Genomic DNA, 15057 nt, shown 5'->3' on the forward strand with positions numbered 1-15057 from the left:
GAAAATAATCTGCAATTATGCAATTATACAATATATATTAACTCAATTTGTAAATTTGGATGTTAGGTAACATATTATTTCAATACTTAATTCAATGAAGGATATATTTTTATCAATATTTAAAACAACTGAAGAACGACTAAAAAATCCATTTATTGGAACATTTATAATTTCATTTATTGTATATAACTGGAAACCATTATCTGTTTTCTTTTTATCAAGTCAGAAAATTGAACAAAGAATAACATTCATTTCAAATAATTATACGGATATTTTAAATTTATTAATTTACCCTCTTGTAACCTCTGTTATTTATATTGTCCTACTTCCTTATTTAATGTGGCTATTTGAAAGCCTTGTTTTTAAATCATATAAGGAACGTAATCAAAATCTTTACAAAAATAAATTAATTGATATCAATGGAAAAAAAAGTGTTGCTGAAAGTGAAATCGAATTAGAAAATCTCAAAGCAAACTATAAGGAAATGGCAGATCTAAATAGTCAGTTACAATTGTATAAAGATCAGGTTGTCACTAAAGATTTAGATATAAAAGCACTAGAAGACAAAATCCATGACTTTACACAATTGACTAATAATTTAGAAAGTAAAATACAAGAGAAAGACAAAAGCATAAATAACTTATATATTCAATTAGAAGATAGCGAAATAAAAACAAAAAATTATTATGATGAATATGAAAATACTCCTGAAAACACAGTTCGAGATTTTGTAAACAATCTACATTTGATAAATAAAGCTGATAAAAATGAAAGTAATACATTCTTTATTGATCGATTTATAGCTCTTGGATTATTACAAGTTGTTAAAGATGAGAAAACTAGAAAAGAATATATTCAAATAACAGATAAGGGATTATTTTACATTAAAAGAGCATTTTCCTCACGAATCATATAAAAAAGTATCTCCCTCTACACAAAGTCCTCCCGGCTTTGCTCATAAAAAACAAAGTCCGAAGTCTCCCACTTCGGATTCTTTATAATCCCATCATCTAAAATACCTCACTCCCCCATTTCCTATCCCCCAACTTTTACTTATATTTGTTTCTATAACGTACACAAATATGCAAAACAAAAAAATACATCAGGGTAGAAATATCAAGCGTTTTCGGGAGATGTTGGGCATCAAGCAGGAGGCTTTGGCTTTTGATCTTGGGGAAGACTGGAACCAGAAGAAGATTTCGCTTTTGGAGCAGAAGGAAACTATTGAAGATCCTTTGCTGAAAAGGATTTCTGAGGTATTGAAAATTCCTGTGGAAGCATTTCAGAATTTTGATGAAGAACAGGCTATCAATATTATTTCTAATACTTTCGATAATTGTCAGCAACCAGCTTCTATTTTCTATAATTCTACACTTAATCCTGTAGATCAATTAATCAAAGTACACGAAGAAAAAATTGCGCTGTACGAAAGAATGCTGAAAGAAAAAGATGAAATGATGGCCAGACTAGAGCAATTGATTCAGAAATAAAAAAACAAAACTAATAACCAACCCTTCATGAAACTCTATACTTTCATAGCAGTATTATTCTTGCTGGCCTTCAGCTGTGTAAAAAAAGACAAATACAGTGTTGGCCAGCAATGGAACTACAAAACCCGTCCTACCGAAAAAAGCTCTACCCTTACCATATTAAAGATTGAGGAATATCCTGAAACCGGAAAAGTGATTCATATTTCTGTCAGCGGTTTGAAGATGAAAAACCCTGCCAGCCCCACTGGGTATGCAGAAAACCTCAGCCATCTTCCCCTATCAGAAGAAGCTTTGAACAAAAGTATAACCACCCTGAAAAGTGAGACCGGCAAAAGGCCGGATTCTCTTGAGCTCGACGGATATTCTTACTGGAAAAAAGAGTTTGATAAAAGAAATGCCGGGATATTTACGATTCCCGTTTCTGAGATCGTAAGTACAATGGAAAAATCTATTGTTGCAGGGGATTATACCAAATAAAATACCTATATGACAAAGTCTCTGGACTTCAGAAACAAACTATATAATTTAGAATTATCCTTAATACTGGTATGAAAAACTTTAGTCTGATTTTAGCTTTATTACTTTTTTTATCTTGCAACTCACAGAAAAAATTGCAGGGAACCTATAAATCCAACAAAGCTGAATTTGGTTTCTTCGTCACCAAAATAGAATTTAAGAATAACAATGAATTTAATTACGTGTTTTCCGGAGATCTTCAACATCAGGAACTTTCCGGGCATTATACGGTAAGCGGCCATAATTTGTATTTAAAATTCAATAAAAATAAAGAAGAGGTCGAATCTGTACATGATTCATTAACAATAGCTGACATGTTATCCGGCAACTATAATAATTATGATTTAAAAAACGAAAACGGGATCAACTACCATTTAAAATATAAAATCAAAGGAAATAAGCTCTTTGTTTATGACATCAAAAGTGGGCAACTGAAAAGAAAATCAAAAGTATATACTAACCAAAGGAAGTATGTATTTTGGGGCACCCGATGGAAATACCAAACAGTTTATCTTAAAAAAATATAGTCCTGGAATATTAATTTTATATCTAAATTAAAATCAGAATGAAAATGAATTGCAACAAATGTAAAAATGAAGTGATTACTCTAAAATTTTCTGAAGAACAAAAGCTTGATCTTTATATTTTGATGCAAAACGATTTAAAATTATTTGCTGAAAAAAAATTAATTGACGAATTCAATTTGGACAAAAATGAAGCAAGAATTATTATTCAACATGTAAACAATAGAAATGGCAGATGCGCAGAATGTGATTTTGAAAAATTGAATGGAGAATATATTGAATGTCCCAATTGTGGTGCTTTTAATTATAATCTTAATGAACCCATGTTTAATTTAGAATTTTGCAGTCATTTAGAATGGACTCTGGATTTTAAAAACATTGAAAATGAAAAGATAAAATATTATGCTAAGAGTTTTTGGTGTGATGGTATACATCATTTACCCGAAGACACACAATCTTTACTTTATCATAATATTGAAAACAACAAGCAAATAATAACAAAAGCCTGGATTGGATATGGTGGCAATGAAATTTATGAAATGAAAATCAAGTTTGGGAAAAAAGCTATAGAAAATTATAAAAATAATAAAAGTTTAATCGAATGCATTCCAGGAAAGAATGAAGTTCCGAATTGGATAAAGTTATTTATGGAAGATAAAAAGATTGAAATTCAATTAAAATAATAACTGTTGCTAACGTGAGTTTACACCCGCTCCGCAAAGTCTCAGATACGACGGACAATTTACTGTGATTAAGAATATTGTTATGAACAGAAGAACATTAATAAAGCTATACATGAAAAAAAAATTACTCTTAGGAATATTGTTCTCTGTTTCAATTTCTTTTCACATTAAAGCTCAGGATTTTCCACAAAAATTTGAAAAGGAATTTTGCACTTGTTTATCTGGTAAAACAAATTACACTGATGAAACATTTAAAACTTGTTCCTATGAAGTAATGTCAAAACTTCAGAAAGATTTTGAAAACTTCCATAACAGCACAGCTAACAAAAACAGAAATGATTTCATGAAAGACCTTATGATCAGATTAATAAATAATTGTGATCCTTTCTATATTCATATGACTGATGTAAAGAAAACAGGAATGGACAAGTTTAGAAATGATTACAAAGAAATAAGTATCGATTCTCTAAAAAATAAATTTACTGAAACAAAGCTTTTATCTAATTATTGTGAAATAGCCAACTGGTATTTTGCTCATAATGAAATTGAACAGGCTGAAAGAATGTATAAAGAAATTTTAAAAAATGAACCTGATCAAATAGAAGCTGCTTATATGTTAGGAGCACTTTATGATGAATTGGGAAAGTACAAAGAGGCAAAGGTATTATATGACAAAGTATATGAAAGTACAGGAAATATACAGTATAGATTATATTCGGAAATGGACTTGAAAAAGGTAAACAATAATTAAATTCATCAGAAATAAAACGCAAACCTTTTCATTTTCCTTATAAATTCGGATAGAATCATACTATATTACTGGATAATTTGAATGCTCTACAAGAATTTATATTAAATTCTTTTTTGATATTTTCGTAGCAATCAATACAATCACAACATATATGGGAATAACAATTCATTTTGAAGGACGACTTAAAAATGAAGAAAGCTACAATACATTAGTAAAAAAAGTAATTGAGTTTTCATCATTTCAAGAATGGGATCATTTTCAATTTGAAAATGAATCTGTAACTCTGAAAAGAGTAAAAGACGAAGAAAATGTAAACTATGAAGGTCCTACCAAAGGTGTTCATATACAACCTCACGAAAATTCAGAACCCTTAATTTTCGAGTTTGATAAAGATTTGTACATTCAGGAATTCTGCAAAACACAATTTGCATCCACTGAAATACACATAAAAATAATTGAATTACTTGAGATTTTAAAAGAATATTTCGAATGTCTCAATGTTGTTGATGAAGGAGAGTATTGGGAAACAAAAAATTATGATCAACTAGAAGAACATTGGGAAAACTTCTATATAGCTATGGATAGAACAATTCAGGAAAATAGCAGTTTGCAGGGGCCATTCAAACTTAAAAGTGGCAGAATCATTGACCTGATGTAACTCAATATTATAACCACAGAAGGATTCTTACAGCAACGGGGATATTCAGCAGCCACTAAAAATTAAAGAAACCCGAAGTACAGACTTCGGGTTTCTTATAACGTATATAATCTCCAATTACTCTGAATTTGGAAAATGTAAGAACTCAGTGTAAGTGGACATTTAACATGAATACTGGTTCATTTAATACTGCTGCAATAAATACTTTAAAATATCTGTAGTAGTCACAATACCTTTTAGGTCACCATTTTCTACCACCGGAACAGAATGAAAACTATGTTCGGATAAAATCTCTGCCACTTCTTTTATGGTGGTCTCAGGATTGACAGTGAGAGGAGCTTTTGTCATCACCTGCGAAATAGTAAATACGTCGTATACCACTGCTGATACAGGAACATCCTCCGCATCATCCGATTGTTCTACGTCCGCATAGCTGATTTTTAATAAATCACTATAGCTTAATACGCCTAATAACTTTTGATTTTCCACAACCGGAATATGCCTGATTTTATTTTTTTTAAATAAATTTTCAGCCTCATACAATGATTGTGTAAGATTGAGTGTAATCAGGTCTTTAGTCATAATTTGGGAAATTGGAACTCTTTGTTTCATACCATTTTTGTTTAGATTATTGTGAAGATTTACAATGAAAAACGAACCTTAAATCCCTTTTTCATACTCAAAGTTAGCGAAGAAACACCTGCCTCATCATACCATTGCAGCTGATATTTATCAATTTTCCCCGCTGTATGATATGTTACATATCATGGTTTCATTTTTGTATTTTTTCAAAGAAACCTCTAAATTTAGTATATCATTTTCAATAACTTACAAAAAACCACTCCACATTCTATGACACTAAGCAAGCAACAATATAGCTTTTTGTCCTCATCTAAAATACCCGCTCCCCCACCTACCGCACGATTGTATTGTATGGCTCGGTTAAAACTATATAATTTATAATACTGTAACCACACGAAAGGATTCGTGCAGGTAGCATGGTATTGCTGGAATTTAGGGTTGAATGTTAGCAATAGAACTATTTGTTTCAGAAATCTTCGTAATTTTACACGGATTATGCTTCGGTTGCCCCCGAAACTACAGCAATACCCGAAACGTTAGCAGAAATTTTATCATATACATCGCTTATCAAGCAAAACTTATGAAATTAAAACCAATTATTATTTTATCATCTGTACTTTTACTTACAAGTTGCGTAAAAGTTTGGAATCAGATGAGTGAATTGAAGCCACTTGAAGAGTACTCTACTCAAAACGCAAATATCCAAGAAAAAAATGTGATGGATGCGAAAATCACTTTCATTAACGATAAAACGATTGATGGAAAAATTAGAGGTCAAAAAAATATAATTTATGGATTTCTAAATGAAACTTCAATAAACAAATTTCTTCAAATTTATGATAAGACAGGAAAAAAAGAATACATCTATTTCCAACTCCTAAAAGAAATAACTATTAAAGATTATAACGGAAACGAAAGAAGATTTGTGAATAGAGGTTCTGAATATAAATCTTTGCAGGAGAACTTTTATGATGGAAAAATTAAATGGTTTAGAGAATATTACAATAACGCATATGATGGAAGCGTTCAGATAAAAGATCATTTCATCAATGAAAAAAATCAAGAAGTGAATGTTGGCACATTCAATAGTATGAAAAATAAACTGAAAGAAATTACCTCTTCAAAACCTGAATTATCTTCAAAAATTGAAAATACATCAACATTTGACAAAGAAACTGTTATTAGAATTTTAAAAGAATATGAACAATAAGAAAAATTTCTGATAACATCGGTTTTGCAATAGTGGGGCGAACCCACGCTCCGCAAAGTCTGGAGACTTTGCGCCATCATAAAAAACAAAATCCGAAGTCTCCCACTTCGGATTCTTTATATCCCTCCGCCTAAAATACCCCCACTCTCCCGCTCCGCAAAGTCTCCCGACTTTGCGAAAAAAAATAAAGCACCTCTACCCTCTTCTATAAATCCTTCAGCCTCTGTTATAGGTTCCTCCAGCCACTTCATGAAGTATCTCCAGCCCCTTCCATAAGTCCTTACAGCCCCTTGAGTAAGGGGGTATCTCCCCTTCGGAACGGCCTCTACCCCCTTATGCAACCCCCAATAACCACTTCATAAAGCCCCTCCAACCCCTTCCATAAGTCCCTTTACCCCCTTGGATAAGGGGCTATACCCCCTTCATGAACCCCCTATATCCCCTTTGGTAAGGGGGTAGCGATACCTGATGAAATATAAAGTGTGATTGAAATCGACCATTTTTAAAAAATAACCTCATGCTTGTCTGAATAAAGTAATTTTAAAATTCTCTTCAACTTTTTCCTATCTTTAAACCATGATACCATTGAAAACAAAATTATTATTCCTTTCATTTTTGGGCTCACTGCTCGCCCATGCACAAACACTTCAATTTAAAACGCTCGCCAATATGTCTGCAGGCAGAGGAGCCCTATCCAGTGTCATCGTAGATGATAATATCTATGTGAGCAACGGATATCAGGAAAGCGGAGGTATGGCCAATTATATTGAAAAATACAATATTACAGACAACAAATGGAGTGTTCTCAATGCAACTATCAGCCCTAAAAAATTTGCTAATTCGGAGACTTACAATAATAAAATGTATATTTTTAACGGTTGGGGAAACAGCCATCTTGAAATTGTAGATCTTGAAACCCTGAAAGTAACGAAGGGAGCTGTGAACCGTTCGTATACAGGAAATGCAGGTTCTGCCATCCATAACGGGAAAATATATGTGTTCGGCGGAAGCGGACTGAACGGCGCTGCAACCACTGCATTTTCCAACAGATTCCAATATTATGATATTGCTTCAGATACCTGGCATCCCTTACCGGATATGCCCACCGCCAGAGAAGCAAAGGGCAAAATTGTGAATGATAAATTGTATGTCATTGGCGGTTTCAACGGTACTTCATCCCGCCTGATCAATATCTACGACATCAATACCAATCGCTGGACCGATCAGATTACGATGCCGGCCGGGATATCAGGACATTCATTAGCGGTATCCGGTGATAAGATTTTCATTGCAGGAGGCTATAATAATCAGACGTTTATGGCCTACTTTGATACCGCAACCCATAAATTCCACCAGCTGTCATCCAATATGATTCCCAGAAGACATGCTGCAGCAGAAGTATACAACAATAAATTATACATCATCGGCGGAAGTACAACGTCTGTAACCAAATCAGCTATTAAAAGTACACAGGCGGCTGATATTTCTGAAAATGCCCTCTCTTCCAATACAGCCAATGAAGACCGTGAGACCACAACAAGAGTCTATACCAATGCATCCAGAGACGGTTTTATCATCAGCAATAAAAATAACAGCAATCAGTTTGAATTTACCGTCTACTCTTTAGATGGAGAAGTTATCAACAGGGGCTTTGCCTACTATAACAGAAATATAGATTTATCCAAAGTACAAAGAGGAACTTATATCTTTAGTTTTAAAGATGAGAAAGGGGGTTTACAGAAGATTAAAATTGTAAGATGATAATAAGTGCTATTTATTAAATATTTGCATTAGCAACATAATCCATTAAAACAGCTTTGATGGATTTACAGGATTTGAAAACCAATAACCATACTATGACTGCTCAGGAACTTCAAACATTACTCACCGAAAGAGCTGAAAAATTTCATCTCAAAAATGAAGCATTTCACACGCTCCACAAAATACTCTCAGAAGATCCTGAAGAATTGATAGGAGGCTTTGCCCGCCACGAAATTACTTTTGTATTTGAGGGATACCAATATCTGATTGAACAGCAATACCGGGAACCTGTTATCCGGGCAAGAATAAGTCTTTGTGTGGAAAATGACATGTATCTTAGAAATTCAGAACCCATCGGATATTATGATCTTGAAATGGATTTTGATGGCGAAATAGTGGACGACTGGTTTGTTATCGAAAAGGAGAAATACCTGAAAGACATCGGAATCATATCCTATTTTCAGGAGATGAACAAAATGATGCCTTCTCACTATTTAAAAGGAAATCATGGCGAATATGAATTTGTTTCCTATATATCCTTAGTTGGAACACTATTCATAACCAAAGATTTTGAAGGCTCCGGAGTATTTGTCGACAGAGCAAGCACTTATTTAAAAGATCATTCTTTACCTGATAAAGATTACTTAAAGGAATGCAGGTATTTCCTGAAAATAATAAGCCGCTACCTGATAGACAACAACCTGGTTTCTGAAGAACTGAAACAGAAATTAGAAGATTATACGATTAATAAGTGACAATTAGAAACTTGAATTAATATCATCAGATTAAATTATGTACTGTAAATATCCAATCTATCTACTTCTAAGCCTTCTCGTATTAAGCTGTCAAAGAAAAGATCAAGTTGTAAAAAGAGATCATGAGCCCGATATTCATATTCTGCAGGGAGAAGACACCGAAATGAATACTGCGATAGAAAATGCCCAAAAATCATTATATAAGTTCAAAGAAGCAATAGAAAGCCGCAATCCGGATTACTACAATTTTGCACTGAAAGAAAGATTTAACACCGCAGGTTCCGGAGGCGAGCATATCTGGATAAGTGAAGTTCAATATTCTGATGATAAATTCTATGGAATTGTAGATGGAGATCCCATATCAACAACAGAAGTAAAACTGGGAGATACTATTGAGATTAATCCACACAATATTACAGATTGGATGTACATCGACAAAAATATTGTGAAAGGAGGTTATACTACCAGAGTTTTAAGAAAAAGAATGTTACAAAAAGAACGTGAACAAATGGACAAAGAAAATGGTTTTACATTTGAAAATGAGTAAGCCACATCATTTTCCCTTCCTTCATTTTTTATCCCTCCAACTTTCCCTTATATTTGTTTCAATAACGGTCTGATCAATGATGACGGCACAAACCAAACAAAAAATATGACAACAAAAGAAGACTTCTGGGACAGGAAAAAGAAATTAAATGATGATTTTTTCGTAATGAGTTCCCTGGCAAATCCGGCCACCGAAGAACAGATTACAAAGTATGAAGAAAGTACAGGTTTTACATTCAGTGAAGATATTAAGGATTTCCTGACAACATTTGGCTCCTTGCTTCTTGAAGTTAGAGAAGAAGTATGGAAACGGCCCGAAGAATTTGATGTTCTTCCAGCCTGGAAATTCGGGTACGGCTTTTTCGTGTACGGGCTTTCGCAGGACGAAGAAATGCCTTCATGGATGGGTTTTGAAGAGAAGCATGCCGAAGCTCTTGAATATAAAGAAAAGCCTCTGGGCCAATTATTTTTCAAACGCAGTGGAAATCTGTACAGAGCTTATACCGACAATGGAATCATAAAAATTGAATATGACAAATATGACGAGGAAGATTACGATATATTTGAAGGAAATATTTATGATTTCCTGATAGAGGAAATTAACAAATTAGAAGAAGATTATCAAGAATATATCAACGAAGGAAAATCCTGATCTGAATATGAAAAAAGCATTTGAGTTTCTCACCCATTTAAAAGAAAATAACAACCGGGAATGGTTCGCAAAGCACAAATCTGAATATGATACCATTGTAAAGGAAAATAAAGTTTTATTTACTCAGATCTACAATGAACTTCAGGAGCATGATCAGCTTAAAGGAATGCATATTTTCAGGATTTATAATGACGTCCGTTTTTCCAAAAACAAAACACCCTATAAAACCAATTTTGGAGTGGGATATTCCCGTTCGAAGCCCATGCTGAGAGGTGGATATTATATTCAGCTGGAACCGGGCAACAGTTTTGTAGGTGGTGGATTCTGGGGGCCTGAAGCCAAAGATTTACTTCGCATCCGTAAAGAATTTGAAATCAGCAGCAAAGAAATTGAAAAAATTATCGCTGATAAAACTTTTATACAATATTTTGGAGAGCTTAAAGGTGACGCTGTAAAAACAGCACCGCGGGGATTTGATAAAAATCATCCGGCTATTGATTTAATCAGAAAAAAGCAATTCCTGGTGATGCGTACATTTACAGATAAGGAGGTTCTGTCAGACAGCTTTCAGAAGGAAGCCATCCAGACCTTGCTGGCAATGCGTCCTTTTTTTGATTATATGAGTGAAGTGCTGACAACGGATCTCAATGGAGAGCCTTTGTATTAAAATTCATACTTTTTCAAAGCTAAACACGATATGAAACCGTTCCTTCTATTATCTTTTTATTTATTGATATCAGCATGTCATTCGTCAAATAAGAATGATGCAATCATCTCGAAACCTACATTTGAAATCATTAAGGAGACAGATTCAACGTCTTCTTTACGCTGGACTAATGGTAAGAGTATATTCAATTCTTCAGAGCCGATCAGTAACAATTATCTGGATCATAAAACATCCTTACAATGGAGTAATGATCAATTCATGTGTATCAGACATTCCAATGGAAGCGATACATGGACAGACTTAATTTTACCTTTCGACAGTAATGAAGTTAAATTGTATGAAAATGCTCTGGCTTATGACAAAGTGAACGGTATTGTTATCTATGAAACAGACTCTCTTCCTTACCGGTTAGTAGCCGAAAATATGATTAAAAAGGAAAAGCAGTTCCTGGGAGAAAACTGGAAAGACTGCTCCAGCATTTTCCCTCATTATTGCATCGACAGTATTCATATTGAAAACAAAGAATTGTATGTTCATTGGACTTTACCCAACAAAATAGATAAGCCCAACAAAACAGAAGTAGAAAAAATTAAAGTAAAACTTTAAAAACAACCCATGAAAATAAAAATTCTTCTTCTTCTTTTATTCATCGTCAATGCTGTCAAAGCACAAATCACCGAGAAAATAACCATTCCCAATGGCGTAGTTTATCATTATGCAGATGATAAAATCAACGAAAAAGCAAAAAAACTGCTAACGGAGAGTCTTACCAATGCACCCAATGATGATCTGTTGGGAAAAAATTTAATTATCGGACCAACACTCTGGAAAAGATTTAAAAATATTGAAAGCTTAAAAAGTATTCCTGATAGTTTGATTTTCCATATAGATGATGTGGAAATTGAAGGAAAAATGGCCAAAAAGCTGGATGACTCCAAAAAAATATGGAATGAATTTAAAAAAGAAGTTTCCGGGAATTATCAGATAAGAAAAGCCAATGAAGATGAATTAAAATATTACTGGTCTACCATCTCATTTGATATTCAGGAACCCTTGTTCATCATTCAGACCGAGAACCACTATTATATTGTCAACTTTCTGAAGGAAAAGCTAAAATTATTCTGGCTGGATGAGTTCCCATATAAAAATTCTTACAGCAATCCTATTGACAACGGAACCTATAGAACGGATAGAACCATTAAAACGTATAAAAATGGCAATGAGGTATATGTTACCGATAAAGGCAACAAAGAAACTAAACTTGAAAAGGTCATATTTTTGTCCGGTGATTCAGAATTAGAGGCCAATTCTTCTTTTGAAGATATTAAATCTGTTATTGAAAAAACCAACAGAATTTTTGAGAATTTGTTTAAAAACTCAAAAGGTGAAGGAAAAATAATGGTTCAATTTGAATTGGGAAAAAAGAAAAACGACATTCAGTTTGCAGTTAAAGATAATCCGGATCTGGAAATCATGAAAGAATTTGAAAAACAGGTGAATAAAGAAACATATCCTAATTCTAAAAAAAATACCGTTAAGTTTCAACTGCTTTATAAGGTTAATTCTTACAACGATATTGAATAAATGTCTACCATCATTAAAATAAAAAACAAGACCAATTGGCTATTGACCATTATATTAGGGTTAGGGTTACTCATACTCTCTTTTATTATTCTGATTATTATTCCTCTTTCAAGCCTTCAGGAGGAAAGTTCCTTTTTTATTTTACATTATATTTCATTTACCGCTCCATTTACAGTTTTTTTTATACTATTCCTGTATATCTGGCTATGGAATACCTTTGGAAAAACGGTTCTGACCATTGATCCCGAAACCATAAAAATTGAGTATAAAAATAAATTGTTTGCCAGCCCTAAAACTTATCTGAAAAAAGATATTAATCAGATTGAAATAAAAGATTTTCAGGTAGAAAGATATAAGTTGGGTGTTCGTTATCACTTTTCTCTGAGTGGCTCAACCTACTCTGTTGTTTTTATACATAATGGCAATGAAATAAGACTTATAGACTGGATTACAGAAACCAAAGCCAGTGAAATAGTGAATGAAATAAAAAACATGTGGTATTAAAATGAAAAAAAACGATCAATCAAAACACCGTATCTGTATTTCAAAGATAAAAAGAACTACTATTAAACCTTACGATGCTTTTCAATGGACAAAATTTTATGAAGACAATTATTCTTTTTATGATGCATATCCTGGCATCTCAATCCAATTAAATGCAGAAGAACTTCTGATCTGTTCTACTATTATTGACTTAGATAATTACAGTATTCTGACGACTCAGAAATTGATCACATCAGAAAAAGGAGTTTTGGAATCCGGACTCATTATACATGCAGAAAATGGATTATACGGAAATTTTAAAGGACATGGAAATGAGAAGTTTATTTTCGGAAAAATCATTCTGGAAAATGGAAAAATCTTAAAATATTTTATCGAAACAGGAAAAGCATCTATGATCATGGTCTATGGAGTTAAGACTTTAATTCAAATTAAATAATCCTCTACTCTTCTTCAATAAAAACATTTTTAAAACCCCATGTAATATTATCACACTCAAAAGTGTCTTATTTAAAAAAAATTACATGAAATCTATTCTCACCTGTATCGTTTTAATGTTTGCGATGCATCCTCTTTTTTCACAGAAATCCCAAAAACTGGAACAGTTATTTTCAACGTATGAAAAAGCAGGATTGTTCAGTGGTTCTGTTTTGATTGCCGAAAAAGGAAAAATTATTTTTGAAAATAGCTATGGCTACAGAAATGCTCCTAAAAAAGAAAAAAATACCAATAACAGTCTTTATAGAGTTTTCTCCACCACAAAAATGTTCACAGCAACCGTTATTTTTCAGTTGGAAGAACAAGGGAAATTGTCTCTGAATGACAAACTCTCCAAATATTATCCTGATTTTCCGAAGGGTGACAGCATTACTTTAGCTCATCTGCTTTCCCATACATCAGGAATTCAAAATCATACCAACTCTGAGGATACTGTAGATGAAGAAACATTTTTAAAATATATTTCTGCAAAACCCTTGAATTTCCCCCCGGGCAAAAATTGGGATTACTCCAATTCCGGATATTATATTCTGGGTTACATTATTAAAAAAATAACAGGTTCAGGTTATGATAAAGTGATAGAGAATAATATCCTGAAGCCCCTTAAAATGAACCATAGCGGATTCAACTTCAACAATGTTACGGATGAGAATAAAGCATTAGGTTATGAATTTCTATCCGATAATAAGTCTAATGAAGCATTACGTTTCAAAACTGACCATCCTTTTGGGGCAGGAGCCATGTATTCTACGGTAGAAGATCTTTTCAAGTTTAACGAAGCATTAAAGAATCACACCCTTCTGAAAAAGGAAACCACAGATAAAGCTTTTACTCCCTATCTCAAGGATCATTATGGATTAGGCTTCCAGATTTCGACTGTTTTTGACAAAAAACGGGTGGGGCATGATGGCGGCGGACCAGGTTACAGAAGCAGATATTACAGAATTCCGGAGGATGATATTTGTGTGATTGTCATATCAAATTCAGAACTTTCACACACGGATTTTATCTTTCCTCAATTAGAAAAAATACTGTACAATAAACCATATAGCATTCCGGCCATTGCAAAAGTGAGTGCCGGGGATTTAAAAAAGCTGGAAGGTGTTTATTCCACAGAAGATTCCAATTTTTACATCACCAGTAACGATGGACAACTTGTTTTCAAAGAAGGCAGCTATCCAAGAAACGCTTTATTACCGAAAAGCAAAACATCATTTCAGCTGGATGAAAAATTCACCTGTACATTCCAACGTGATCAAGACGGAAAAATAAATACTCTGGTCATTCATTTCTGGGATGGAACTGTAAAAACAGCAAAAAGAAAGGCCAATACTCTTACGTGGGGAATTATCGGAAACGCAACGCCGAACGGTTGGGACGGAAAAGATATACTGCTACAAACAGATCCTAAAAATCCGAATATTTATTTTCTGAAAAACTATACATTAAAAAAAGGTAATTTAAAATTCAGGTTTAATAATGACTGGGGATACAACCTCGGTCTGAATAATGACAATAAAAGTATTGCCTTCGATGCTTATGATTTCCCAATCCATGAAGATGGAATTTATGATATTGTTCTTGACATGACCAACGCTGTACAACCACAATACAGCATTAAAAAATCAAATCTATAAAACCAGTATTCACAAAGTAAAAAATACATATTTTAAAGCCGT

The 15057-nt window shown here is 33.3% G+C and carries 19 protein-coding genes; 18 read left to right on the forward strand and 1 reads right to left on the reverse strand.

The window, feature by feature from the left end; all coding sequences use genetic code 11:
- Positions 1–94: 94 nt before the first annotated feature.
- The 7 genes from DEU40_RS01210 to DEU40_RS01240 all read left to right on the forward strand — a co-directional run bounded on the left by DEU40_RS01210 (position 95) and on the right by DEU40_RS01240 (position 4622).
- Positions 95–916, forward strand: coding sequence for a hypothetical protein (locus tag DEU40_RS01210; RefSeq protein ID WP_110008155.1), 822 nt, complete (start codon positions 95–97; stop codon positions 914–916).
- 166 nt (positions 917–1082) lie between these two features.
- Entirely contained in the window at positions 1083–1490 is a 408-nt protein-coding gene (locus tag DEU40_RS01215; RefSeq protein ID WP_110008156.1) for a helix-turn-helix transcriptional regulator, read from the forward strand.
- A 27-nt stretch (positions 1491–1517) separates the two neighbouring features.
- Positions 1518–1967, forward strand: coding sequence for a hypothetical protein (locus tag DEU40_RS01220; protein WP_110008157.1), 450 nt, complete (start codon positions 1518–1520; stop codon positions 1965–1967).
- Positions 1968–2038: 71 nt separating this feature from the next.
- On the forward strand, positions 2039–2533 hold the full coding sequence (locus DEU40_RS01225) for a hypothetical protein (RefSeq protein WP_110008158.1): 495 nt from the start codon (positions 2039–2041) through the stop codon (positions 2531–2533).
- Between the two features lie 44 nt (positions 2534–2577).
- Positions 2578–3213 (forward strand): hypothetical protein, encoded by a 636-nt coding sequence (locus DEU40_RS01230; RefSeq protein ID WP_146207820.1) that lies wholly within the window; start codon positions 2578–2580, stop codon positions 3211–3213.
- 82 nt (positions 3214–3295) lie between these two features.
- Positions 3296–3964, forward strand: a complete 669-nt coding sequence (locus DEU40_RS01235; RefSeq protein ID WP_110008160.1) for a tetratricopeptide repeat protein — start codon at positions 3296–3298, stop codon at positions 3962–3964.
- A gap of 151 nt (positions 3965–4115) precedes the next feature.
- Complete coding sequence (locus tag DEU40_RS01240; protein WP_110008161.1) at positions 4116–4622, forward strand: hypothetical protein; 507 nt, start codon at positions 4116–4118, stop codon at positions 4620–4622.
- A gap of 183 nt (positions 4623–4805) precedes the next feature.
- Here the strand turns inward: DEU40_RS01240 and DEU40_RS01245 are convergent, their stop codons facing one another.
- Positions 4806–5234, reverse strand: coding sequence for a CBS domain-containing protein (locus tag DEU40_RS01245; protein WP_062675879.1), 429 nt, complete (start codon positions 5232–5234; stop codon positions 4806–4808).
- A gap of 550 nt (positions 5235–5784) precedes the next feature.
- Between DEU40_RS01245 and DEU40_RS01250 the strand changes: the two genes are divergently transcribed.
- The 11 genes from DEU40_RS01250 to DEU40_RS01305 all read left to right on the forward strand — a co-directional run bounded on the left by DEU40_RS01250 (position 5785) and on the right by DEU40_RS01305 (position 15015).
- On the forward strand, positions 5785–6414 hold the full coding sequence (locus tag DEU40_RS01250; protein WP_146207821.1) for a hypothetical protein: 630 nt from the start codon (positions 5785–5787) through the stop codon (positions 6412–6414).
- Between the two features lie 576 nt (positions 6415–6990).
- Positions 6991–8175 (forward strand): T9SS C-terminal target domain-containing protein, encoded by a 1185-nt coding sequence (locus DEU40_RS01260; RefSeq protein ID WP_110008164.1) that lies wholly within the window; start codon positions 6991–6993, stop codon positions 8173–8175.
- Between the two features lie 59 nt (positions 8176–8234).
- Positions 8235–8930, forward strand: a complete 696-nt coding sequence (locus tag DEU40_RS01265; protein ID WP_110008165.1) for a hypothetical protein — start codon at positions 8235–8237, stop codon at positions 8928–8930.
- A gap of 37 nt (positions 8931–8967) precedes the next feature.
- Positions 8968–9477: a YegJ family protein gene (locus tag DEU40_RS01270; protein ID WP_110008166.1), complete on the forward strand. Its 510-nt coding sequence runs from the start codon at positions 8968–8970 to the stop codon at positions 9475–9477.
- A gap of 105 nt (positions 9478–9582) precedes the next feature.
- Positions 9583–10128, forward strand: a complete 546-nt coding sequence (locus DEU40_RS01275) for a hypothetical protein (protein ID WP_110008167.1) — start codon at positions 9583–9585, stop codon at positions 10126–10128.
- A 7-nt stretch (positions 10129–10135) separates the two neighbouring features.
- On the forward strand, positions 10136–10795 hold the full coding sequence (locus tag DEU40_RS01280) for a DUF2461 domain-containing protein (protein ID WP_110008168.1): 660 nt from the start codon (positions 10136–10138) through the stop codon (positions 10793–10795).
- Positions 10796–10825: 30 nt separating this feature from the next.
- Positions 10826–11401, forward strand: coding sequence for a hypothetical protein (locus tag DEU40_RS01285; RefSeq protein ID WP_110008169.1), 576 nt, complete (start codon positions 10826–10828; stop codon positions 11399–11401).
- Positions 11402–11410: 9 nt separating this feature from the next.
- On the forward strand, positions 11411–12379 hold the full coding sequence (locus DEU40_RS01290) for a hypothetical protein (protein ID WP_110008170.1): 969 nt from the start codon (positions 11411–11413) through the stop codon (positions 12377–12379).
- Positions 12380–12883, forward strand: a complete 504-nt coding sequence (locus DEU40_RS01295) for a hypothetical protein (RefSeq protein WP_110008171.1) — start codon at positions 12380–12382, stop codon at positions 12881–12883.
- A 1-nt stretch (position 12884) separates the two neighbouring features.
- On the forward strand, positions 12885–13319 hold the full coding sequence (locus DEU40_RS01300; RefSeq protein ID WP_110008172.1) for a hypothetical protein: 435 nt from the start codon (positions 12885–12887) through the stop codon (positions 13317–13319).
- Positions 13320–13404: 85 nt separating this feature from the next.
- A complete protein-coding gene (locus DEU40_RS01305) occupies positions 13405–15015 on the forward strand; it encodes a serine hydrolase (protein ID WP_110008173.1) in 1611 nt (536 codons plus the stop codon).
- The last annotated feature ends 42 nt before the right edge of the window (positions 15016–15057 follow it).

This window comes from Chryseobacterium sp. AG844 (assembly GCF_003182335.1).
GTDB classification, from domain to species: domain Bacteria; phylum Bacteroidota; class Bacteroidia; order Flavobacteriales; family Weeksellaceae; genus Chryseobacterium; species Chryseobacterium cupriresistens.

Excerpts from the sequence above, each read along its gene's own strand:
- DEU40_RS01210 (WP_110008155.1), top strand. The coding sequence starts at position 95 with ATGAAGGATATATTTTTATCAATATTTAAAACAACTGAAGAACGACTA.
- DEU40_RS01215 (WP_110008156.1), top strand. The coding sequence starts at position 1,083 with ATGCAAAACAAAAAAATACATCAGGGTAGAAATATCAAGCGTTTTCGG.
- DEU40_RS01220 (WP_110008157.1), top strand. The coding sequence starts at position 1,518 with ATGAAACTCTATACTTTCATAGCAGTATTATTCTTGCTGGCCTTCAGC.
- DEU40_RS01225 (WP_110008158.1), top strand. The coding sequence starts at position 2,039 with ATGAAAAACTTTAGTCTGATTTTAGCTTTATTACTTTTTTTATCTTGC.
- DEU40_RS01230 (WP_146207820.1), top strand. The coding sequence starts at position 2,578 with ATGAATTGCAACAAATGTAAAAATGAAGTGATTACTCTAAAATTTTCT.
- DEU40_RS01235 (WP_110008160.1), top strand. The coding sequence starts at position 3,296 with ATGAACAGAAGAACATTAATAAAGCTATACATGAAAAAAAAATTACTC.
- DEU40_RS01240 (WP_110008161.1), top strand. The coding sequence starts at position 4,116 with ATGGGAATAACAATTCATTTTGAAGGACGACTTAAAAATGAAGAAAGC.
- DEU40_RS01245 (WP_062675879.1), bottom strand. The coding sequence starts at position 5,234 with ATGAAACAAAGAGTTCCAATTTCCCAAATTATGACTAAAGACCTGATT.
- DEU40_RS01250 (WP_146207821.1), top strand. The coding sequence starts at position 5,785 with ATGAAATTAAAACCAATTATTATTTTATCATCTGTACTTTTACTTACA.
- DEU40_RS01260 (WP_110008164.1), top strand. The coding sequence starts at position 6,991 with ATGATACCATTGAAAACAAAATTATTATTCCTTTCATTTTTGGGCTCA.
- DEU40_RS01265 (WP_110008165.1), top strand. The coding sequence starts at position 8,235 with ATGGATTTACAGGATTTGAAAACCAATAACCATACTATGACTGCTCAG.
- DEU40_RS01270 (WP_110008166.1), top strand. The coding sequence starts at position 8,968 with ATGTACTGTAAATATCCAATCTATCTACTTCTAAGCCTTCTCGTATTA.
- DEU40_RS01275 (WP_110008167.1), top strand. The coding sequence starts at position 9,583 with ATGACAACAAAAGAAGACTTCTGGGACAGGAAAAAGAAATTAAATGAT.
- DEU40_RS01280 (WP_110008168.1), top strand. The coding sequence starts at position 10,136 with ATGAAAAAAGCATTTGAGTTTCTCACCCATTTAAAAGAAAATAACAAC.
- DEU40_RS01285 (WP_110008169.1), top strand. The coding sequence starts at position 10,826 with ATGAAACCGTTCCTTCTATTATCTTTTTATTTATTGATATCAGCATGT.
- DEU40_RS01290 (WP_110008170.1), top strand. The coding sequence starts at position 11,411 with ATGAAAATAAAAATTCTTCTTCTTCTTTTATTCATCGTCAATGCTGTC.
- DEU40_RS01295 (WP_110008171.1), top strand. The coding sequence starts at position 12,380 with ATGTCTACCATCATTAAAATAAAAAACAAGACCAATTGGCTATTGACC.
- DEU40_RS01300 (WP_110008172.1), top strand. The coding sequence starts at position 12,885 with ATGAAAAAAAACGATCAATCAAAACACCGTATCTGTATTTCAAAGATA.
- DEU40_RS01305 (WP_110008173.1), top strand. The coding sequence starts at position 13,405 with ATGAAATCTATTCTCACCTGTATCGTTTTAATGTTTGCGATGCATCCT.